At 67.9% G+C, this 19,705-nt stretch carries 23 protein-coding genes; 17 read left to right on the plus strand and 6 right to left on the minus strand.

The annotated features are described in order from the left end of the window. The first annotated feature begins 30 nt into the window (after positions 1–30). Together DI276_RS24870 and DI276_RS24875 are read left to right on the plus strand one after the other, a co-directional pair. Entirely contained in the window at positions 31–444 is a 414-nt protein-coding gene (locus DI276_RS24870) for a hypothetical protein (protein WP_112267322.1), read from the plus strand. Between the two features lie 28 nt (positions 445–472). Further along, the gene (locus tag DI276_RS24875) at positions 473–1,408 is read left to right on the plus strand and encodes an LLM class flavin-dependent oxidoreductase (protein ID WP_112267324.1); all 936 of its coding nucleotides are present in this window, start codon (positions 473–475) and stop codon (positions 1,406–1,408) included. On the opposite strand, the gene DI276_RS24880 is transcribed toward DI276_RS24875, so the two are convergent. Then, entirely contained in the window at positions 1,359–2,264 is a 906-nt protein-coding gene (locus DI276_RS24880; RefSeq protein ID WP_232836881.1) for a trypsin-like serine peptidase, read from the minus strand. The two genes, DI276_RS24875 and DI276_RS24880, sit on opposite strands and share 50 nt — an antisense overlap. Positions 2,265–2,355: 91 nt before the next feature. Here DI276_RS24880 and DI276_RS24885 point away from each other — a divergent pair, with 91 nt between their 5' ends. From DI276_RS24885 to DI276_RS24935, 12 genes are all read left to right on the plus strand, one after another. Beyond that, complete coding sequence (locus tag DI276_RS24885) at positions 2,356–3,045, plus strand: response regulator transcription factor (protein WP_112267328.1); 690 nt, start codon at positions 2,356–2,358, stop codon at positions 3,043–3,045. Next, on the plus strand, positions 3,038–4,729 hold the full coding sequence (locus tag DI276_RS24890; RefSeq protein ID WP_112267330.1) for a sensor histidine kinase: 1,692 nt from the start codon (positions 3,038–3,040) through the stop codon (positions 4,727–4,729). Before DI276_RS24885 ends, DI276_RS24890 begins: the two co-directional genes overlap by 8 nt. A 40-nt stretch (positions 4,730–4,769) precedes the next feature. Next, the gene (locus DI276_RS50185; protein WP_157984912.1) at positions 4,770–5,285 is read left to right on the plus strand and encodes a hypothetical protein; all 516 of its coding nucleotides are present in this window, start codon (positions 4,770–4,772) and stop codon (positions 5,283–5,285) included. After that, a complete protein-coding gene (locus tag DI276_RS24895; RefSeq protein ID WP_157984913.1) occupies positions 5,282–6,307 on the plus strand; it encodes a peptidoglycan-binding protein in 1,026 nt (341 codons plus the stop codon). The genes DI276_RS50185 and DI276_RS24895 overlap by 4 nt, the downstream gene beginning before the upstream one ends. Next, positions 6,304–6,978: an ABC transporter ATP-binding protein gene (locus DI276_RS24900; protein ID WP_112267334.1), complete on the plus strand. Its 675-nt coding sequence runs from the start codon at positions 6,304–6,306 to the stop codon at positions 6,976–6,978. Before DI276_RS24895 ends, DI276_RS24900 begins: the two co-directional genes overlap by 4 nt. Beyond that, complete coding sequence (locus DI276_RS24905; protein ID WP_232836882.1) at positions 6,975–8,201, plus strand: ABC transporter permease; 1,227 nt, start codon at positions 6,975–6,977, stop codon at positions 8,199–8,201. The genes DI276_RS24900 and DI276_RS24905 overlap by 4 nt, the downstream gene beginning before the upstream one ends. A 72-nt stretch (positions 8,202–8,273) precedes the next feature. Continuing rightward, positions 8,274–8,645 carry a YciI family protein gene (locus tag DI276_RS24910; protein ID WP_112267336.1) on the plus strand — a complete coding sequence of 124 codons (372 nt, stop codon included), beginning with the start codon at positions 8,274–8,276 and terminating at the stop codon, positions 8,643–8,645. Then, a complete protein-coding gene (locus DI276_RS24915) occupies positions 8,642–9,835 on the plus strand; it encodes an RNA polymerase sigma factor (protein ID WP_112267338.1) in 1,194 nt (397 codons plus the stop codon). Before DI276_RS24910 ends, DI276_RS24915 begins: the two co-directional genes overlap by 4 nt. Further along, on the plus strand, positions 9,835–10,623 hold the full coding sequence (locus tag DI276_RS24920) for a carboxymuconolactone decarboxylase family protein (protein ID WP_112267340.1): 789 nt from the start codon (positions 9,835–9,837) through the stop codon (positions 10,621–10,623). Before DI276_RS24915 ends, DI276_RS24920 begins: the two co-directional genes overlap by 1 nt. Before the next feature lie 65 nt (positions 10,624–10,688). After that, entirely contained in the window at positions 10,689–11,024 is a 336-nt protein-coding gene (locus DI276_RS24925; RefSeq protein ID WP_112267717.1) for a VOC family protein, read from the plus strand. 117 nt (positions 11,025–11,141) lie between these two features. Beyond that, the gene (locus tag DI276_RS24930; RefSeq protein WP_112267342.1) at positions 11,142–11,807 is read left to right on the plus strand and encodes a DUF4328 domain-containing protein; all 666 of its coding nucleotides are present in this window, start codon (positions 11,142–11,144) and stop codon (positions 11,805–11,807) included. 26 nt (positions 11,808–11,833) lie between these two features. Beyond that, the gene (locus tag DI276_RS24935; protein WP_269814297.1) at positions 11,834–12,247 is read left to right on the plus strand and encodes a MarR family winged helix-turn-helix transcriptional regulator; all 414 of its coding nucleotides are present in this window, start codon (positions 11,834–11,836) and stop codon (positions 12,245–12,247) included. On the opposite strand, the gene DI276_RS24940 is transcribed toward DI276_RS24935, so the two are convergent. Further along, positions 12,234–13,172, minus strand: a complete 939-nt coding sequence (locus DI276_RS24940) for an NmrA/HSCARG family protein (protein ID WP_112267346.1) — start codon at positions 13,170–13,172, stop codon at positions 12,234–12,236. The two genes, DI276_RS24935 and DI276_RS24940, sit on opposite strands and share 14 nt — an antisense overlap. A gap of 117 nt (positions 13,173–13,289) precedes the next feature. On the opposite strand from DI276_RS24940, the gene DI276_RS24945 reads away from it, so the two are divergent. After that, positions 13,290–16,748: an NACHT N-terminal helical domain 7-containing protein gene (locus DI276_RS24945; RefSeq protein WP_112267348.1), complete on the plus strand. Its 3,459-nt coding sequence runs from the start codon at positions 13,290–13,292 to the stop codon at positions 16,746–16,748. On the opposite strand, the gene DI276_RS24950 is transcribed toward DI276_RS24945, so the two are convergent. Then, positions 16,745–17,110: a winged helix-turn-helix transcriptional regulator gene (locus DI276_RS24950; protein ID WP_112267350.1), complete on the minus strand. Its 366-nt coding sequence runs from the start codon at positions 17,108–17,110 to the stop codon at positions 16,745–16,747. The genes DI276_RS24945 and DI276_RS24950 overlap by 4 nt on opposite strands. An 88-nt stretch (positions 17,111–17,198) precedes the next feature. Here DI276_RS24950 and DI276_RS24955 point away from each other — a divergent pair, with 88 nt between their 5' ends. Together DI276_RS24955 and DI276_RS24960 are read left to right on the plus strand one after the other, a co-directional pair. After that, complete coding sequence (locus tag DI276_RS24955) at positions 17,199–17,585, plus strand: RidA family protein (protein WP_112267352.1); 387 nt, start codon at positions 17,199–17,201, stop codon at positions 17,583–17,585. Positions 17,586–17,640: 55 nt separating this feature from the next. After that, entirely contained in the window at positions 17,641–18,057 is a 417-nt protein-coding gene (locus DI276_RS24960; protein WP_112267354.1) for a hypothetical protein, read from the plus strand. A gap of 3 nt (positions 18,058–18,060) precedes the next feature. On the opposite strand, the gene DI276_RS24965 is transcribed toward DI276_RS24960, so the two are convergent. The 3 genes from DI276_RS24965 to DI276_RS24975 are packed head-to-tail and all read right to left on the minus strand — an operon-like array spanning position 18,061 to position 19,668. Beyond that, a complete protein-coding gene (locus DI276_RS24965) occupies positions 18,061–18,495 on the minus strand; it encodes a hypothetical protein (protein WP_112267356.1) in 435 nt (144 codons plus the stop codon). Then, positions 18,492–18,857, minus strand: a complete 366-nt coding sequence (locus tag DI276_RS24970; protein WP_112267358.1) for a hypothetical protein — start codon at positions 18,855–18,857, stop codon at positions 18,492–18,494. Before DI276_RS24970 ends, DI276_RS24965 begins: the two co-directional genes overlap by 4 nt. 40 nt (positions 18,858–18,897) lie before the next feature. After that, entirely contained in the window at positions 18,898–19,668 is a 771-nt protein-coding gene (locus DI276_RS24975) for a heparin lyase I family protein (protein WP_112267360.1), read from the minus strand. Between the last annotated feature and the right edge of the window lie 37 nt (positions 19,669–19,705).

Here is a 19,705-nt window from a genome sequence, read left to right on the forward strand (position 1 = left end):
TGACTAACCGTTCAGCGCCACCGTGGGGCCATGCGCAAAGTCATGTTCATCCTGCCCGCGGTGGCGCTGTCCGTGCTGGCGTCGGCCGGCGTCGCCCAGGCCGAGCAGGCACCTGGCTGCTCGTCGACCGTGCAGATCGGCTCCACCGGCCACGTGAAGAAGGGCAGCACCATCATCGCGTCGGTGAAGCAGTTCAAGGGCTGCGGCAAGAACTGGGCCTACACCTACGTGTGGGACTCGTACGCGAACCAGCCCGGCGGCTTCAGCTCCAGCGCCGCGATGGTCGTCAACGGCGACCGCGACTTCGACAGCAACGTCAACGGCCGCAACAAGCAGCACGTGTGGTCCAAGGGCACCAACTCGCTCTCCGACTGCACCAGGGCGTACGGCGAGGTCTGGGGCGACGGCAACGTTTACTGGGGACAGACCGACAAGCGCTGCTAGGTGCCGCTGATCATCCTAGTGTTGCGGCATGGGGATTCGCTTGTCGGTGCTGGACACCTCGCCGATCGTCCAGGGCTCGACACCGCGAGAGGCGCTGCACAACACGGCGGATCTCGCGGAGCTGGCGGAAGAGCTGGGGTTTCACCGGTACTGGGTGCCGGAGCACCACGGCATGCGCGGGGTCGCCAGCTCCGCACCGGCCGTGCTCGTCGGCCACCTGGCAACGCTCACATCGCGCCTGCGCATCGGTTCCGGTGGCGTGCTGCTGCCGAACCACCCGCCGCTCGTGGTGGCCGAGCAGTTCGGCACGCTCGCGGCGCTGCATCCTGACCGGATCGATCTTGGGGTGGGGCGGGCGCCAGGTGGAACGCCTGGGGTCGTGTCTTCGTTGCGCCGCACTTCGGCGCCGTACCGAACGCAGCTGGAAGAGCTACAGGCGTTGCTCGATCCGGCGGACACCGTTGCGGTGCCGGTGAAGGGCGGCAACGTGCCGGAGCTGTGGTTGCTCGGCTCGTCGCCCAGCACCGCTGAACTGGCTGCTTCTTTGGGGATGCCGTTCGCGTTCGCGCGGCATCTCAGCCCGGACCAGACGTGCAAGGCCGATCTGGTGAGCGTCTCGGTGATCGCCGCGGACTCCGACGAGCGGGCCGAGTGGCTGGCCGGGCCGATCCGGACGAAGGTGCGCAGCCGCGCGGAAGGCAACCGGATCCTGTTGCCCAGCCCGGAGGACGCGGCCGCGCACCCCAACCCCGACGACGGCCGCGTGCTGGTCGGCGGGCCGGCGGCGATCACGCGTCGGCTCCAGGCGGTGCTCGACGAGACCGGCACCGAGGAGCTGATGATCACCACGCCGATCTACCACCACGCGGACCGTCGGCGCAGCTACGAGGTGGTGGCGGCGATCGCGGCCGACCTCAGGCCCGCTGGGCCCGCAGGTACAGCGGCGCGGTTGCCTTCCAGCTGAACTGCGGTCCCCCGAGGTGTCGCACGCCCTCGCCCGGCGGAACCCACCGGCCGGCCGCGTCCAGGTGGAAGCTCTGGATGTTCACGCCCACCACCGCATCGCCGCTGATCCGCGGGCCGCCACTGGACCCGCCGCCCATGTCGCACGGGACGCCCCACATGTTGTCCTCGGGGAACTCGGGATGCCCGGGATTGCGCGCCGGCGTGCCCCAGCACTGCGCGAGCCGCTGACCGGTGAACTCCGGCCTGCCCTGATGCGCCGGCTGACCGGCCGCCCGCGGGTACCCGTACTCGTGCGCCGGACGATCACCCGGCCTGCCGAACGCGATGTTCTCGCTCACGTCGGACGACCGGTCCAGCACCAGGAACGCCTGGTCGTACTCGCTCTGCTGGTCGTCAGTGAGCCACGTCCGGTGCACCACGACCTTGCGCACCACGAACTCGCCGAACGGCCGCGTGCCGTCCCGGAATCCCGGCACGAAGAACAGCTTCGTGTGCCACCGCGGGTCCTGGCCGATGAGGTTCGCCGTGTGCACGCAATGCCCGCCGGTCACCGCGGTGCGCCTGTTAGCGCTCACCACCACGGTGGCGGTGCAGCTCGCGTCCTCTCCGTCGCGATCGACGAAGAACAGCCGCCCGATGGTCTTGCTGATCGGCGCAGGCGCACCGTCTGGACCGTCAACGGGCGGCACACCCGGTGTCGAGGGTCCGGTCGGCATCGCCGCGATCCGCTCCGCCGTCCAGTAGGCCGCGACGCCGTCGGGGTTGAGATCGTGCACAACAACGTCGCCGGAGGACGCTGCCGCCACGCCCGGCACTCCGAGCAACAGCAGGACAACCACGCCGAGTATTCGCATGCGGCAGACCGTGGCAGCCAGTTGTGAGGATCTTGTGCGGATGGAGTCCGCATCCCGTGCCGCGGCCGCGCGAGTGACTATGTTGCGACGCATGGGCAGGTGCGTGCTGGTGGCCGAGGACAACGTGATGCAGGCCGACATGCTCGGGAGATACCTGCGCCAGGAGGGCTACCAGGTGCGGATCGTCCACGACGGACGGGCCGCGCTCGACGAGGTCCGCCGCAACCCGCCCGACCTGCTGATCCTCGACGTGATGATGCCCGGTGTGGACGGCCTGAACGTGGTGCGGGTGCTGCGCAACGAGTCCAACCTCCCGGTCCTCATGCTCACCGCCAAGTCCACAGAGGACGATCTGCTGCACGGCCTCGACCTTGGCGCCGACGACTACGTCACCAAGCCGTACAGCCCGCGCGAGCTGATGGCCAGGGTGCGCACGCTGCTCAGGCGCGTGCATCGCACCGCCGCCGCCATGAGCATCGCGCTCGGCGACCTCGAGATCGACCCCGACCGGTACGAGGTGAGCGTGCGCGGTGAAGGCGTCGAGTGCACCGCGTCGGAGTTCCGGATCCTGCACACCATGGCGGCGAGCCCCGGCCGGGTGTTCAGCCGCGGGCAGCTGCTCAGCGCCGTGCACGGGCTGGACGGCTACATCACCGAACGCACCATCGACGCGCACGTCATGAACCTGCGCAAGAAGATCGAAGCCCAGCCGCGCAGACCCGCCTACCTGCTGACCGTGCACGGCGTCGGCTACAAGCTGGTGGACGGTTCCGGTGCATAGCGTCCTGGCACGGCTGCTGGCCGCGTCGGTGCTCGTCGCCATCTGCTCGATCACCGCGACCGCCTGGCTCGCCGCGCAGAGCACGTCCACGTCGATCAAGCAGGAGCTCGGCGCCGCGCTGGCCGGTGACGCCGCCACCTACCGCGCGCTGATCACGTTCGCCGTCGAGCACCGTGCCTGGGACGGCGTCACGCTGCCGCCCAGCAACCGCCGCCTGATCCTCACCACGCCCGACCGCAAGGTCATCGCCGACACCGGCACGAACCTCGACCCGAGCCAGCTGCCGGCCGTCCCGTCCGCGGTGATCAACCCGCTGGAGCTCGACCTGGTCCAGGCCCAGGACGCGCCGGCCGACCGGATCGACCCGCGGCTCGCCGGCCCGTTCCGGCTCAGCGACCGGGAGAAGGGCAGCCTTGCGGAGGACTGGCAGCTCTACACGCTCCGGTGCATCGGTCCGGCAGCCGTCGAGGAAATGCGCACAACCCCTTGGGGCCGCCCGATTGTGAGCGTGAACAGAATCTCGCCCGGACCGACGACCGCGGGCTGCATCGCTGCCGAAGAGCGGTTGAGCACGCTCACCAGCACCGAGTCCGCCGCGTTCAACCAGCTGGCTGACCTCGTCGACGACTGCCTGCGGCAACGCGGTCTGCCAGCCGAGCGGATCACGATGAACGCGTCCTGGCAGCCCACCTCGTCCGATGCCGAATGCCTTGCCGGCGCCCGCCGCACCCAGCTGCAGCCTCATGTCGCTCCGCCCGCGCTGCTGTTCGTCACCGACGCCGCCGGCCGGACCACCCAGGCGACCGTCGTCCGGTTCGACGTGGGCCGGGTCGTGCTGGTCGCTGCGATCGTGCTGGTCTTGACCGTCGGCGTCAGCGTGGTCGTGGCCCTGCGGATGACCAGGCCGTTGCGCACGCTCACCGCCGCTGCCGAACGCATGCAGCACGGCGCCGACGCCCAGGTCGACATCCGGTCCCGCAGCGAGATCGGCCAGCTCGCGCGGGCGTTCAACGACATGGCCGCGCACCGCGCCCGCACCGACGCTCAGCGCAAGGCCATGACCAGCGACATCTCCCACGAGTTGCGCAACCCGCTCGGCACGATCCGCAGCTGGCTCGAAGGCGCGCGCGACGGCGTCGTCGAGCTAGACCGCACCACGTTGACCGCACTGCTCGACGAGGCCTTGGTGTTGCAGCACCTCATCGACGACCTCCAGGACCTCGCCCTCGCCGACGCCGGCGAACTGCGGCTCCACCTCTCGCCGGTCGACTTGCGCGAGTTGTTCGACCAACTCGTCGCCGCGCATCCGTCGCTGATCGCTTCGGGCGACGGCGTGGTGCACGCGGATCCCGTTCGCCTGCGCCAAATTCTCACCAACCTGGTCACGAACGCGCTGCGCTACACGCCGTCCGACGGCACAGTTCGCTTGTGGACGGACGGTCGGCGGATCACCGTGAACGACACCGGTTCCGGGATCGCGGCTGCAGACCTGCCGCACGTGTTCGACCGGTTCTGGCGCGCTGATCGCTCCCGCACCCGCGACACCGGCGGCAGCGGGCTGGGCCTGGCGATCGTGCACGCCCTGGTGAGCGCTCACGGCGGCACGATCACCGTCGACAGCACCGTCGGGAGCGGCACCACGTTCACGATCACGCTCCCCAGCCAGAAGAACCCAACACGCTGAGCGCACATCTTCCGCACAACCGCTCGGCAGCATCGCCGCCATGAACCCCAGACTGTTGATCGGCGCTGCCGTGCTGCTGCTCTCCGCGTGCGGCCAAGCCGCGCCTGCTTCCAACGTCGCTTCGCTCCAGTCGTCCGCACCACCTTCGTCGGCCGCAGTCCCGACAGACGCCGAGCAGCCACGCCTGCGCATGGACATGACCGAGGAGGAGAAGAAGCGCCTGTACGACGCGCACACCGCCTGCCTCGCCGAGAAGGACCCCAACGCCACCGGCACCGGTGCCGGCCCGGCCGGTCGCCGCCAGTACAGCGACGAGGCGTGGAAGGCCTGCGCGAAGAAGTGGCCGCTGCCGCCGTGGGAGATGGACTCGAGCAACCCGACGTTCAAGGACAACTGGCACAAGAACGTCCAGTGCCTCAACAGCCGCGGCATGAAGGTGATCGAGACCGAGCCCGGCAGCTGGACCTACGACGGCGAGCAGACCCTGCCGCCCGACGAGCGCCAGAAGATCGAGCAGGAGTGCGAGCAGGAGGTCTTCGGCGGAGGGCACAGGTGAAGACCTGGATCATCGCAGCGGTGGTCGCACTGGCCCTGGTCAGCGGCGTGTTAGCGCTGACATTGACCCGTCGCGCCCCTGCCCAGTCCTCCCCACCTCCGGCACCCCGGACCGTCGCGGTGGTGAAGACCGACCTGACCGACGTCCGCGAGTTCAAGGCCACCCTCGGCTTCGGCGCCTCCCAACAGGTCACCGGCCGCCGCCCAGGCACCCTGACGTTCTTGCCCGCCCCAGGTGCCGCCATCGACCGCGGCCAAGCTCTGTACAAAGTGGACAATCGTCCGGTGTGGCTGTTCTTCGGCGACACCCCGTTGTGGCGCAAGCTCGACGCCGCGGGCGTGAAGGGCCCGGACGTGAAGCTCGTGAAGGACAACCTGGCAGCGCTCGGCTACGAACTCGGCGGTGCTCCGGACGAACTCACGCCCGCCACGATCGACGCGGTGAAGCGCTGGCAAAAGGCCGACGAGGTCGATGCCAGCGGCGTGATCGAGCCGGGCGATGTCGTTGTCCTGCCCGGAAAAGTCCGCATCGAGTCCGTCACCGCGAAGCTCGCGGCACCAGGCGAGGGCCCACTGCTGACCGTCACCGCCACGGACAAGGCCGTCGCCGCTTCAGCCGACGCCCGCCAGGCCGAAGTGTTCAAAAAGGACCTTCGAGTCGCAGTCGTCCTCCCCAACGGCGCCGAGACCGCCGGCACCGTGCGATCCGTCAGCACGGACGTCAAGGCCGAGAAGAACGCCAACGGCGAGGAAACCCCGACGATCGCCGTCGACATCGGCCTCGACACCGAAGCCGGCTCGTTCGACTCGGGCCCGGTCCGCGTCCGCCTGACCAGCACGGCCCGCCAAGGCGTCCTGGCCGTCCCCGTGACCGCTCTCCTGGCACTACGCGAAGGCGGCTACGCCGTCCAAACCGCCGCCGGCCAACTCGTCCCGGTGAAGACCGGCCTGTTCGCCGGCGGCCTGGTCGAGATCAGTGGCGGTGGGGTTGTTGAAGGCATGCAGGTGGTGACGACGTCATGACACCAGTCCTGGAGCTTGTCGACGCCGTCAAGGAGTACGCCGGCGGCATCCGCGCCCTCGACGGCGTCTCCCTGACCCTGCACGCAGGCGAAGCCGTAGCGATCGTCGGCCCGTCCGGCTCGGGCAAGTCGACGCTGCTCAATCTGCTGGGCACGCTGGACCGCCCGTCCACCGGCACGCTGCTGCTGGACGGCCACGACATCGCAACCCTCTCCGACCGCCAACTGTCGGCGTTGCGCGGTCGCCGGATCGGGTTCGTGTTCCAGCAGTTCCACCTGGCAGACGGACTGACCGCACTGGACAACGTGGCAACCGGCCTGCTCTACGCGGGCACACCACGCAAACGGCGCACGGCGATGGCAGCAGAAGCGTTGGAGCGAGTGGGACTGGGCCACCGCCTGAAGCACCGGCCACACGAACTGTCAGGCGGCGAACGCCAGCGCGTCGCAATCGCCCGCGCGGTGGTGAACCGCCCCGCCCTGCTGCTGGCCGACGAGCCGACCGGCGCGTTGGACACCGCGACCGGGACGGCGGTGCTGGACCTGTTGCTGGACCTGCACCGCGAGGGGACGACGCTCGCGGTGATCACGCACGACCGGGAGGTGGCGGCTCGACTGCCGCGCCAGGTGGAGATCAGGGACGGCCGCATCCGGGCGGAGGTGCCGGCGTGACCACCACGCGGCTGCCGCACCCGGCTGAAGCCGACCGCGAGCACGTCAAACCCGCGCGGCTGAGCCCCACCGATCTTCTCCTCCTGGGCCTGTCCGCGCTCCGCACCCGCCCCCTCAGAGCCGTCCTCTCCGCCCTGGGCATCTCCATCGGCATCGCCACCCTGGTCGTGGTCACCGGCATCCCAGCTTCCAGCCGCACCGCCCTGATGGAGGAGTTCGCCGCCCTCGGCACCAACCTCCTCAGAGCCGAAGCGGCCACCGGCACCAACGACGAACCCGCCTCTCTCCCACCCGACTCGCTCGCGATGGCCGAACGCATCGGCCCCACCGAGAAAGTCAGCGCGGTGGCCAACACCCACGCCGTGGTCCGCCGCTCCGACCGCATCCCGGACGCCGAAACGTCCGGCCTGACCGTCCTCGCGACCAAGCTGAACCTCCTCGACACCCTCAACGGCCGGGTCCGCCTGGGAGCCTTCCTCAACCAGGCCACCGAAAACTTCCCGACAGTCGTGCTCGGCAACATCGCCGCGACCCGCCTCGGCATCACCGCCCCCGACACCCAGGTCCGCGTCAACGACACCTGGTTCACGGTGATCGGCATCCTCGCCCCGCTCCCGCTGGCCCCGGAGATCGAACGATCCGCACTCATCGGCTGGAACGCCGCCAAAGACGTGGGCTTCGACGACCGCCCCACCGTGCTCTACCTGAGGGCCCAAGAGGCAGCGATCGGCGACGTCAGAGCAGTCCTGCCCCCGACCGTCCACCCGCAGAACCCGAGCCAGGTCCGGGTCAGCCGCCCGTCTGACGCCCTGACGGCCAAACGCCTCACCGAGAACACGTTCTCCGCGCTGATGCTCGGCCTGGCCGCGGTAGCGCTGCTGGTCGGCGGCATCGGGGTCGCGAACACGATGGTGATCTCCGTGCTGGAACGCAAACGCGAGATCGGTCTGAGACGAGCGCTGGGCGCCAACCGCGGCCAGGTCAGGACCCAGTTCCTGACCGAGTCGGTCGTGCTGTGCCTGCTCGGCGGTGTCGCGGGCGTGACGCTAGGAGCAGCCGCAACAGCCGGATACGCCGCCGCACACGCCTGGCCTGCGGTGATCCCGCTCGGCACGGTCGCGGCAGGCCTTGCAGCGGCCGTCCTGACCGGCGTGATCGCGGGCGTCTACCCGGCGGTCCGGGCGGCGCGGCTCACCCCCGCGGAGGCACTCGCCGCGCCGTGAGAAACCGGGCGTGCTCGAATGTCGAGTTCCAGAGGCCTCGTTCGTCCTCGGAACGACGACTGGAGGACACGCATGCACTACATGTTTTTGATCTACAACTGCGAGGACCGGCCCAAGCCCGGCGATCCGCGGTTCGACGAGCTCCTCGGGCGGGTCAACGCGTTCGCCGACGAGTGCCGCCGCCGGGGCGTCTACGTGGCCGGGCATCCGCTGAAGCCCGTCAGCACCGCCACGACCGTGCGCGTGAAAGAGGGCAAGGCGATGCTCACGGACGGGCCGTTCGCCGAGACGCACGAGCACCTCGGCGGGTACTACCTGCTCAACTGCCGTGACCTCGACGAGGCACTGGAGCTCGCCGAGATGTGCCCGCAGGCACAGTACGGCAGCACGGTCGAGGTGCGCCCGGTCGACCGCATCCCCGGCCTGAACCACGGACTGGAATGAGCGACCTCGCCTCGGCCGCGGTCGAACGGGTGTACCGCGAGCACCGGTCCCGGATGCTCGCGGCACTCGTGCGGGCGCTCGGCGACTTCGAGCTGGCCGAGGACGCGCTGCAGGAAGCGTGTTCGCAGGCGTTGCGCAAATGGCCACGTTCACAAGTGCCGGACGACCCGTTCGCCTGGCTGCTCACGGTCGCCCGCAACCGCGCGCTCGACCGGCTCCGGCACGCCCAGATGGCCCGCACCAAGCTCCCGGCGCCGCCAGAGCCGGTCACGATGACCGACAAACAGCTCGCCGACCTGGGCGACGAACGGCTCAGCCTGATCTTCACCTGCTGCCACCCCGCCCTCAACGAAGAGGCGCGGTTAGCGCTAACACTGCAAGCGGTGGCGGGATTCACGGCAGCGCAGATCGCGCGGACGTTCCTCGTCGCCGAGCCCGCGCTCGCTCAACGCCTGGTCCGGGCCAAGCGCAAGATCCGCGACGCCGGCATCACCTTCGAGGTGCCGGCCGACCACCTGCTGCCCGAACGGCTGCAGGGCGTCCTCGCGGTCATCTACCTGATCTTCACCAGGGGCTACACGACCGCGGACGCCGATCTGCGCCAGGAAGCACTGCGACTGGGCAAGCTCGTCGCCACCCTCATGCCCGACGAACCTGAAGCGCACGGGCTCGTGGCGTTGCTGCTGCTGCACAACTCGCGCAGCGCCGCCCGCATGACGACCAACGGCGACGTCGTGCTGCTGGAAGACCAAGACCGCACGTTGTGGAACGTCGACGAGATCTCCGAGGGCATGACGTTGCTCGACCGCGCGCTGCGGTTCGGCGCACCCGGCCCGTACGTGCTGCACGCCGCCATCGCCGCCCTGCATGTGCAAGACCCGGTCGACTGGACGCGCGTCGCCGCCCTCTACGCCGAACTCCTCGCCACCGCACCGACTCCGGTGGTCGAGCTCAACCACGCCGTCGCCGTCGCGATGACCGACGGACCCGAGGCAGGGCTCAAGCTGATCGACGGCATCACCGGGCTGGACGACTACCACCTGCTGCACTCCGCCCGCGCCGACCTGCTGCGCCGCCTGGACCGGCGCGACGAAGCCGTTGCCGCGTACCGGCTCGCCCACGAGCTGGCGGTCAGCCCTGCCGATCGCCGGTTCCTCGCCGGACGCCTGCGTTCCCTGGAGGTTCCCTGATGCGTCTCACGGTCCTCGACCGCGACCACCGCCTGCCCGCCCGCCTGTTCTTCGGCTTCACGCAGCTGGTGTCGCGGGTGCCGATGTCGGACGTGCCCAAAACCCTGTTGTACCGCCCGGACTTCTTCGGCGCGGTGTTCCTGGACCTGACGGCGAAGGCGATGCGCGGGCCGTCGTTCTGGACGGCCGGCGAACGCGAGCACCTGGCGAAGGCCACCTCCGAACGCCTGCGGTGCCCGTTCTGCGTCGTCACGCACACCGAGCTGATCCAGCTCGCCGGCGATCCCGCACCGCTGCGGCCGGAACTCCTGGCCGCAGAGGCCTTTCTCGGCGACCTGACACCGCCGGACCTGCCGCGCGAAGCGGCGGTGGACGCGCTCAACGTCGACCTCATCTTCCAGGTGGTGAACCGGCTCGCCAACACGTTCGACTTCCAGCTGCTGCCCGGCCAGCTCGAGTCGGGAACCCGCTCGCTGCACCGGTTCGGCTACCGCTTCCCGCGCTTCCTCACCGGTCCGGGCGAAGGCACCCTCGCCGAGCTCCGCCGCGCAGTGCTGGAAGCCCCTGCGCACACATCTCCGGAACTCCGCCAAGCCGCTGCGACCGGTGACGCCTGGGGCAATTACGCGGCAACGGTTCGCACGGCCTCCTACCGCATCACCGACGACGACATCGCCGGTTTGAAGCAGAACCACACCGAGGACGAGATCTTCGAAGTGACCGTCGCAGCCGCCGTTGGCGCTGCTCTGGACCACTACGAAAGCGCTCGGAAAATTCTCGGAGACTGATGTCGAGTTCCGCCGTGCTCGCTCGTCCTTCGCTCACAGGCACGACAACCGAAGGAGCGATCGAGATGTCCGGACAGGTCAACTGGTTCGAGCTGCCCGCAGAGGACACGGCGCGGGCACGGGCGTTCTTCGCCGGCGTGTTCGGCTGGGAGACGAGCCCGATGGGCGAGGACTACCACGTGGTCACCAACGGCGCGGCGGGCGCGATCGCCGTCAAGGACGCCCAGCTCACCCAGCCGCGCATCTACTTCCACAGCACGGACATCGACGCGTCCGTGCGCAAGGTCGCCGAGCTCGGCGGCAAGCACGACGACGTGCAGACCGTGCCGGACGTCGGCCGCATCGCCCACTGCTGGGACGACCAGGGCACGGCGTTCAGCCTGTACGAGCCGCAGAGCTGACGTTCCGAGTGGCCCGCCGATCCCAGGCGGGCCACTCAACAATCTCCCCCCGAACCGCGTCTAGTCGCTGTACAGCGGCGATCCCTACGCTGGATCGACTACTTCCTGGGGGAAATCATGGAGCACTTCCGACCCGTGCGCGGGTTAGGTCTCGCGGCGTCCGTTCTCGTCGGCCTCGTCGCGGTCGGCAGCATTGCGGCCGCCGCGGTCGACTGGGTGACCTACACGGCCGTGCGGGACTACCGAAACGGCACCGCGTCCGCGCAAGAGCTCGACTCGGCCGACAAGCTCAGCGTCGTGGTCAACACGCCGCTTGCGTTGCTGCTGCTGGTGACCGGCGTCGTGTTCATCATGTGGGTGTACAGCGCGCGCATCAACGCCGAGCGCCTGACTCCCGCGAACGAGCACCGCCGCAGCCGCGTGTGGGTGTGGCTGGGCTGGTTCGTCCCGGTCGTGAACTTCTGGTTCCCCAAGCAGGTCATCGACGACATCTGGCGCGCCAGTGACCCCGCGCAGCAGGGCGTGCCGTTGCAGCAACGGGCGAAGAACAGGCTGACCACGCTGTGGTGGACCGCGTTCGTCCTGATGTGGCTCCTCGAACGCGCCTACCTGCGCTCCTACAGCGGCGACGTGATGACGACCGACTCGTTCCGCAACGTCGCGATCCTCTCGCTCCTCTCCGCGATCGCCGGTGCCGTGGCCGCGTTCTTCGTCGTGCAGGTGGTGCAACGCATCTCCGACTTCCAACACACGCCGCTCCCCGTTCAGTCCTCTTCGGACTGAGGTCCGGACGGGCTACCATGCAGGGCATGTCAGACGTCGGCGTGCTCTCCGCGCACCTGCTCTCGGCCTTCCAGAAGGAACTCTTCACCCGCCTCGCCGAGGTCGGCCACGAGCACCTGCGCCCACGCCACGGCGCGATCATGGCCTACATCTCCGCCGACGGCACCCGCGCGAGCGAGCTGTCCGAGCGCTCCGGCCAGCACAAGCAGGTCGTGGGCACCCTGATCGACGAGCTGGAGCGCCTCGGCTACGTCGCCCGCCGGCCAGACCCGGCGGACCGGCGGGCGAAACTGGTCGTGCCCACCGAACTGGGCCGCGACCAGATGGTCCAGGCAGCGAGGATCATCAAGGACATCGAGACCGGGTTCGCCCGCCAGGTCGGCCGCGAGCGGTTCGCGGCGTTCAAGGAGGTCTTCGCGGAGATCGCTAGCCGACCGTGATCTCCGCGCGGTGCGCCGCGAGAAAGTCCTTGAGCGACAACCAGCTCGGCACGATCTCCCGGGTCAGCGCGGCGTCCCGGCGGCTCAGGATGTGCTCGGGGAACTCCGCGTAGTACTGGAACATGTTGCCCAGCTCCACCGCCGCCGGGAACCCGAGCGCCCGGAAGTCGTTGTGCGACATGGGCTCGTACTCGACAGCCTCCCCGAGCACCTCGCCGAACACCCGCGCCACCTCGTCCCCGGTGAGGTGCTCGGCACCCAGCCCGATCGTGTGCCCGATGGTCTCCGACGGCCGCTTGAACACGCTCACCACCGCCTTGCCGATGTCCTCGCCGGCGATCCCGGAGATCTTGCTCTCCCCCATCGGCAACGACAGCCTGAGCACACCGTCCGCACCACGACGCGGCGCCAGGTCACGCAGCAAGTTGTTCCAGTAGAACGACATCCGCACATACGTCGTTGGCAGCCCGGCTTCCTCGAACAACGCGTCCGCCTCGCCACCCTTCACGTCGAAGTGCGGCACCTTGTACTTCTCGTCCAACGTCGGCATCCGATCGTCGTCCAACGAGATGACCTCGCGGGTGTCCTCCAACGTCGACCACACGACGTGCCGCAGCCCCTCAGCCGCCTCGACGAGGTTGCCGACCTCCTCCAGCTCCTTGGCCGCCGACAGATGCGTGAAGAACGGCGTCACCAGGTAAGCCCCGTACGCCCCGTCGAACGCCTTCCGCAGGCTGTCTGCGTCGTAGAGGTCCGCCGCCACGACCTCGGCCCCCAACTCCGCCAAGGCCTTCGCGCCGGCCGAGTCGACCGAGCGGGTGAGCGCGCGCACCGCGAACTCCCCGTCGGCCAGCAACGCCCGCGCCACCGCACCGCCCTGCACACCGGTAGCGCCCACCACAGCCACGATCTTCTGCTCGCTCATGCCTCCACCATATAGTCACCTATTAGTGACTATCAAGATGAGTGACCACATCGTTTGGATGTAACCCCTGCCACATGCCTGGCGATAGGCGTTCCAGTCGCCCAGCGGAGGTAACGGATGTCGCGCCCAGCCCTGTTCTCCTACGAAGGCGCACTTAGGGTCCTGGGCAAGTACGACCGACCGTGGCTCGACGCGACCGACACCTTCCTCGGCGTCGGCATCCTCGTGGGCGGCGCGATCGAGCCGAACGTCCTCGACCTCGTGGACCCCAAGAACGAGGCCACCGCCTGCGTGCGCAAGATCCTCGACGGCGTCACCGACAAGCTCACCGGCCTGTCCGGCAAGTACCGCCAGGAACTCATCGCCGCAGCGCACACGATCATCGCCGTCACCGCGGTCTTCGACGCCTACCGCGAGGAGATCGGCAAGAAGGACTTCGCCGCGCTCGAGATCACCGACCGCGAGAAGTTCCGCATCTTCAACGTCGCGCCGCCGGACAAGAAGAAGGAAGCCTCCGCCCTGCCCGGCCTGACGTCTATCGACGTGCCCGCGCCAGGCCCCACCCGCGGCTTCCACGAGAACCTGAACGGCGACCTCGACACCTTCTTCGGCCGGGCGACCCTGGACGTCTGCCAGTTCATCGTCACCGGGCTCGCGGCAGCTCCGCGACGCCTGGAGACCGTCGAGTTCACCCAAGCAGTGAAGGACCGAGCGCGCGCCTCGTACACCGACCAGTACGTCCGCCTCGCCGCGACGGTCCCCGAGTTCGAGATCTGGTTCATGCTCGGAGAACACGCCGCAACCCGGGCGACACTCGCCGACACCCGAACCGAGTCGCTGGAACTGTTCTCCCGCCTGCTGTCACTGCTGTCCGCCGGCAAGCCGACCCCGCGCCATGAGTACCGCGGGGAGCTCAGCACTCATGCCAAGGCGATCCTGAGCGAAACACTGCTCAGGCCGTACAGCGACACGTCGTCCATCGACGCGGTGTTCCCGACCGTTGAGGACGGGTTCGTGACACCGGGCTACCGGCACACGATCTACCGCGAAGGCGAGACGCGTCCGGCCTCCCACGGCTGGTGGAGGAAAAACACCAACCCTCGCCAGGACCTCAACCCTTTCCTCGCGGCGTACCTGGCCGACGACGAAAGCACGAAGCTTCCGCTGCTGGTGCTGGGAAATCCGGGTGCCGGCAAGTCACTGCTCATGGAGGTCATGGCCGCACGGCTGCCCGCGGAGAAGTTCGCGGTGGTCCGGGTGCAACTCCGCGCGGTACGTGCGGGGGATCGCGTCCACGAACAGATTGCCACGGCGCTGTACGAGACCCTGCACAAGCGAGTCGAGTGGGGCCAAGTGGCCGCTGAATGCGAAAAGGGCGTCACACCCGTGATCCTGCTGGACGGCCTGGACGAACTGATCCAAGCCAGCGGCGTGCACCAGTCGACGTATCTGCGGCTGGTGCAGGAGTTCCAGGCCACGCAAGCCAAAGGCGGACATCCCACAGTAGTCGTGGTCAGCTCGCGGGTGCTCGTCGCCGACCGGGCCAGCATCCCCGACGGCGTGTCGATCGTGAAGCTGGAAGAGTTCGACGACGAGCGCATCGACCGGTGGCTGGCAGCGTGGAACAACGCCAACGCGACCACGTTCGGATTCACCCCGGTCAGCCGCGACTCACTCGGCTCACACCTCGAACTCGCCCGGCAACCGCTCCTGCTGCTGATGCTGGTCATCTACGCCGCGGATCCCACCACCTCGCGGCTCAACGACCAGAACCTCTCCGATGCAGAGCTGTACCGGCGTCTCATCGACCGGTTCGTGGTGCGGCAGGTCAGGAAGAAGAGCGCGCCGCTACCCGAGAAAGCCGTCGAGGATCGCGTCGCGGACAGCTGGTGGCGGCTGGGCATCGCGGCCTTCGCGATGTTCAACCGCGGGCATCAGTACGTGACTGCGACCGAGCTCAACCGGGATCTCGCCGCTTTCGAAACGCCCGAACCACGGCTGACCACATCGCTGGACACCCCGGTGGAGGGCGCCGATCGGACGGTGGAGGACTTCTTCTTCGTCCACTCACCGAAGTTCAGGGACGAGTCGCAGCCGGACCGGCGCACCTACGAGTTCCTCCACGCCACCTTCGGCGAGTACCTGATCGCCGACATGACGATCAAGAGGCTCACCGAGCTGGTCACGAGGCGCGGCTGGCGATCGTCCAACCCGAACCAGCGGACCGCACCACCGGACGACCCCGAGCTGTACTCGTTGATCTCGCACCAGGTGTTCGTCAAACGCCGGCCGATCATCGAGTTCGCCGGCGGGTTGTTCGACGCACTGCCGGCTGACGAACAGAACGGCGTGCTAGACGTGCTCGACGACCTCATCCGATCGTTCCACGACCGCGCCCTGAACGCGCCATATCCGGGCTACGCCCCAGCACCGATCACCGTTGTCTCCCGCATCGCCGCCTACTCGGCCAACCTCGTCTGTTTGCGTGTGCTGCTGCGGGAACACGCGACCGTGCCGATCAACGGATTGTTCGGACACCACGACGATTCGGCACTGGCCGGCTGGCGCTCGACTGTCAACCTGTGGAAGTCCGGCCTGGATCCCGAAAGCTGGAACGAGCTCCTCGAAGAGATCACGCTGGACAAGGGCGAGACCTGGCACATCGTCTACCAGGACGCACCTGATCAGTACCTCTTCAGGGAGGCAAGACTTACCGGCAATCCTTCCCTCGAAGGAGTTCTCCGCGCCGGCGAGCCGTTCCACTCCGATGATGTCAGCCAGGATCGGCGGGACCAGACCTTGATCTCGAACCTGTCCTACTGGATCGTGAACGTGGCCGGAACCGGCCGAACAGGTCGCGCCATGCCCTCGGACGTGAACGCACTCGCCAACCTGCTGGCGGCACCGGAGAACGGCGCCCGCATGAGCGGCAGAACGCGATTCATCGCGGTGACGGCGCTCTCCCGAGAAGCACCTAGAATGCCGCGTCGTGTCGTGGAGCGCGCACTGATCGACTTCGGTCCGCACACGCCTGCCAACTACCAGCACTCGTCAACGCCGGCGTTCGAACTGATCTCGATCATGTGCGCGCACCCTGACCTGGCCGCACGCGACGTTCTCCCGAACGCTGAGCTGCGCGCGCTGTTCCAGGCAGACCCGCTCGCCGCGACTGCATCACTGGCGTTGCTGTGGAAGACGCTGAACTCCGGCGACAGCCGGATCGACGACCAGTTCCGCGCCTTCGCCGAACTGGTGGAAGAAGCCGCGGCACCGCACGCCGAAAACATCTCCTTCTTGCCGGTCGAGGTTTTCGAGTACCTGTCCGAACCCCGCACGACTGAGCCCACCCTCGACCCGTCACTGCTCGGTTCACTCCAGGACATCGTCTCGGTCGCCAGTGACGAGGTCGGGGCGCAGATCATGCTGAAGTTGATCAACCGGTTCCAGCAGCAATGCAATCCGTCCGACATCGGACGCTTCGCCTTCGCCTATCTCGAGAGCAGGACCGCGGACGCTTGCGAGGCGGACGAAGAAGCCCTGTCGATGCTGCGGCAGGTCGCCGAGCAACGTGATTAGGCGCCGAAGCGACTGCGGGCCTCCTCGATCTCGCTCAAGTAGCGCGTGGTCCAGTCGCACATCGCGTCCACCGTCGCCCGCAACGCCTGTCCAGGCTCGGTGAGCGTGTACTCGACCCGCGGCGGAACGGTCGGATGCACATCGCGCACCACCAGCCCGTTGCGCTCCAAAAGCCGCAGGTTCTGGGTCAGCATCTTGTGGCTGATCCCGTCGACCTCGACCTTCAGCTCGGTGAACCGCTTCGTCGAGTCGCCGATCGTCTCGATGATCAGCAACGCCCACTTGTTCGCGATGTCCGAGAAGATCTCGCGCGCCAGTGAATCCGCGCGGGCCAGATCCCCGCTGAGCTGCTTGCTCACCAAAAGGTTCCTCACTCACGAAAAAGTGCGTTCTTCCAGGTCGGCACACACTCTCCTACGGTTACCGAGTAACCACAAGAGAGGAAGACAAGTGCCCATCACGTTCATCGACCCCGAAGGCCTGCCCGCCATCGACGTCTACCACCAGGTGGCCGTCGCGACCGGCACCAAGACCATCTACGTGGCCGGCCAGGTCGCCTGGGACGCCGAGCCGGACCTCGCCGCCCAAACAGAGCAGGCCTATGTGAGCGTTCACACCGCGCTCAAGGCCGCCGGGGCGTCGCTCAAGGACCTCGTGAAGATCACCGTCTACGTCGTGGACTGGACGCCGGACAAGATGCCGGACCTGCTCAAGGGCATTGAGAACGCGCTCAACGCGGTCGGCGAGACCGCGAAGCCGCCCGCGACGCTCATCGGTGTGCAGGCGCTGGACGTGCCCGAGCACCTGGTCGAGATCGAGGCCGTCGCGGTCATCTGATTTACCGGCGGCTAACCGGCACGACGAAAGCTCCTCGCAGAACGAGAGGAGCGCCATGCGCAAGATCCTGGCCGCCGGAGCAGTCGCTGCGGCAGTCGCGACGCTGACGACCGGCACCGCACAGGCCGAGTCGAACCAGTACTGCGGCAGCGTCACGCAGATCGGGTCGACGGCCTACGTGATGAACTACGACGAGACCGTCGCGTCGGTGAAGCAGTTCAAGGGCTGTGGCAAGAACTTCTCCTACATCTACGTGTGGGACTCGTGGATCGCCCGCGCGGGCAGGGACTTCACCCTCCGCACGCACATCTACACCCGCGACAACAACTCGCACGGGTACAAGACGGGTGCGCGGGGGCAGCGGGAACTGTGGGGTGGCCCCGCGGACACGATCGACAGGTGCACTCGTGCGCACGGCGAGGTGGACGGGAGCAGCTACTTCCTGTTCGCCAAGACCAGCGAGCGCTGCTGAGTCTCAGCAGAACTCCACGAGGCCGTCGATCACGCGGAACGACATGGTGGTGCGCCCGGCCGGACTGTGCCGGTCGGGCCCGTACTCCGGCAGCCGCTTCTTGGGCACGCGAACACTCGTGTCGTCGGCCCGGACGTGCTGTGCGCACGTGCATCCGTGGTCGAGCGGAGTCGGGCACGCGAAGGCGGAGCGCAGGCGGTCGACGTCGGCGGTGACGAGAATCGCCGACCAGACCATGACGTCGTCCTCTTCGCCGAACACCACGAAGTCGTCGTAGTCGAACGAGCGAAGCTCGCCTACGTCGCAGGCGGCGCAGAACAGGACCCGTGAGTAGTTGTGCTGGCGCTCCCACGGGCCGCGCTCGCGGATGCCGATGACCAATTCCTGCTCGCCGTGGCAGATCAGGCAGTTGTCAGACGGCGTGTGCCATTTGCTCATCGGCGCAGGGAAATCAGCAAAGCCACCGCCGCCCACAACGCGACCAGCGCCGAAACGACGAGCTGGTTGAGCCAAACGGCCCAAATGCCGCCATCGGCCTCCCGCAACGCCACGATCACCAGCCACAGCGCCAGCGCGATCGTGATCGGTTGCGCCAGCGGCACGTCCAACGGCGCCATGGCCCGCACCATGCCGAGCAGCATGAGCACGACGGCCAGCCCCATCGACCACCAGTAGGGCCGGAAAGCGTGTGTGGACGCGCTGAAGTGCAGGACCGGTGGCGCGGCGATCAGCCACACGCCGGCCAGGAAGGCGGCGACACCGGCCCTGCTCTCGACAGTCCGTCCGTGAATGTCCCCCACGCGAGTAATTCTCACCTCCGGACGACTCCGAGGGAACACCTCATTCGTTCCGGTACGCCTTCATGTTGCGCAACAACAGGTAGGTGTCCTGCAACTGAGCGGAGTCGCCGAGCGACCGGTAGATGCCCCACTTCGGATGCGCCTGGTCACCGCCGAGCCACGTGTCGAAGCCGGACCGCGACGCGTTGACCACGGTGGTGCCGCCGTCCTTCAGCGAATAACGCAGGCTGCCCGAGTCAGCGACCTTGATCTCGATCTCGACGTCGATCCACTTGTTGCGCAGCGGCGCGAGCGGGGTGCTGCCGAGTTTCGCCTGTCCCGCACCGAAGAGCCGCATCTCGACCGTCTCGGTGGAACCGGAGCGGAACAGCGACATCGTGACCACGGGCGAGGCGACCGCGGTGTGCTTGACCTGGAAGATGTGCGTGAAGCTCGTGGTGCCCTTCAACGAGCTGGGGATGTACATCTGGTAGTTGAAACGCCAGGTCTCGCCCTTCTTCATGTCGTGGCGCGTGCTGCCCGTCTGGATCGCGCGCACTTCCTGGCGTTGCCGGTCGGAACCGTCCCGATCGGACTTGTGCATCACGAACCGGTACTGGCCATCGCTCTCGGCGAAGATGTGCGTGGCGGACGGGTGCGAGTTGGCGCGGTCGTCCTCGATGCCGACGAACGACTTCAGCCCGGCGGTCCCTGCCCACTTCTGCACGAACGCCAGAGCTCCGATGTCAGCCGAGGCGACACCGGGCACCAACGGGATCGCCGCGATGGCGAGTGCCCCTCGCATTGCCGTGCGGCGGTTGAACAACTCCATCAGGGTTCCTCCTCGAACCAAAGTTCGAGGCGGCGGT

It is taken from the genome of Lentzea terrae (genome assembly GCF_003265345.1).
GTDB lineage: Bacteria > Actinomycetota > Actinomycetes > Mycobacteriales > Pseudonocardiaceae > Lentzea > Lentzea terrae.

Excerpts from the sequence above, each read along its gene's own strand:
- DI276_RS24870 (WP_112267322.1), top strand. The coding sequence starts at position 31 with ATGCGCAAAGTCATGTTCATCCTGCCCGCGGTGGCGCTGTCCGTGCTG.
- DI276_RS24880 (WP_232836881.1), bottom strand. The coding sequence starts at position 2,264 with ATGCGAATACTCGGCGTGGTTGTCCTGCTGTTGCTCGGAGTGCCGGGC.
- DI276_RS24945 (WP_112267348.1), top strand. The coding sequence starts at position 13,290 with ATGTCGCGCCCAGCCCTGTTCTCCTACGAAGGCGCACTTAGGGTCCTG.
- DI276_RS24975 (WP_112267360.1), bottom strand. The coding sequence starts at position 19,668 with ATGGAGTTGTTCAACCGCCGCACGGCAATGCGAGGGGCACTCGCCATC.
- DI276_RS24910 (WP_112267336.1), top strand. The coding sequence starts at position 8,274 with ATGCACTACATGTTTTTGATCTACAACTGCGAGGACCGGCCCAAGCCC.
- DI276_RS24935 (WP_269814297.1), top strand. The coding sequence starts at position 11,834 with ATGTCAGACGTCGGCGTGCTCTCCGCGCACCTGCTCTCGGCCTTCCAG.
- DI276_RS50185 (WP_157984912.1), top strand. The coding sequence starts at position 4,770 with ATGAACCCCAGACTGTTGATCGGCGCTGCCGTGCTGCTGCTCTCCGCG.
- DI276_RS24960 (WP_112267354.1), top strand. The coding sequence starts at position 17,641 with ATGCGCAAGATCCTGGCCGCCGGAGCAGTCGCTGCGGCAGTCGCGACG.
- DI276_RS24875 (WP_112267324.1), top strand. The coding sequence starts at position 473 with ATGGGGATTCGCTTGTCGGTGCTGGACACCTCGCCGATCGTCCAGGGC.
- DI276_RS24885 (WP_112267328.1), top strand. The coding sequence starts at position 2,356 with ATGGGCAGGTGCGTGCTGGTGGCCGAGGACAACGTGATGCAGGCCGAC.
- DI276_RS24940 (WP_112267346.1), bottom strand. The coding sequence starts at position 13,172 with ATGAGCGAGCAGAAGATCGTGGCTGTGGTGGGCGCTACCGGTGTGCAG.
- DI276_RS24930 (WP_112267342.1), top strand. The coding sequence starts at position 11,142 with ATGGAGCACTTCCGACCCGTGCGCGGGTTAGGTCTCGCGGCGTCCGTT.
- DI276_RS24900 (WP_112267334.1), top strand. The coding sequence starts at position 6,304 with ATGACACCAGTCCTGGAGCTTGTCGACGCCGTCAAGGAGTACGCCGGC.
- DI276_RS24915 (WP_112267338.1), top strand. The coding sequence starts at position 8,642 with ATGAGCGACCTCGCCTCGGCCGCGGTCGAACGGGTGTACCGCGAGCAC.
- DI276_RS24965 (WP_112267356.1), bottom strand. The coding sequence starts at position 18,495 with ATGAGCAAATGGCACACGCCGTCTGACAACTGCCTGATCTGCCACGGC.
- DI276_RS24920 (WP_112267340.1), top strand. The coding sequence starts at position 9,835 with ATGCGTCTCACGGTCCTCGACCGCGACCACCGCCTGCCCGCCCGCCTG.
- DI276_RS24925 (WP_112267717.1), top strand. The coding sequence starts at position 10,689 with ATGTCCGGACAGGTCAACTGGTTCGAGCTGCCCGCAGAGGACACGGCG.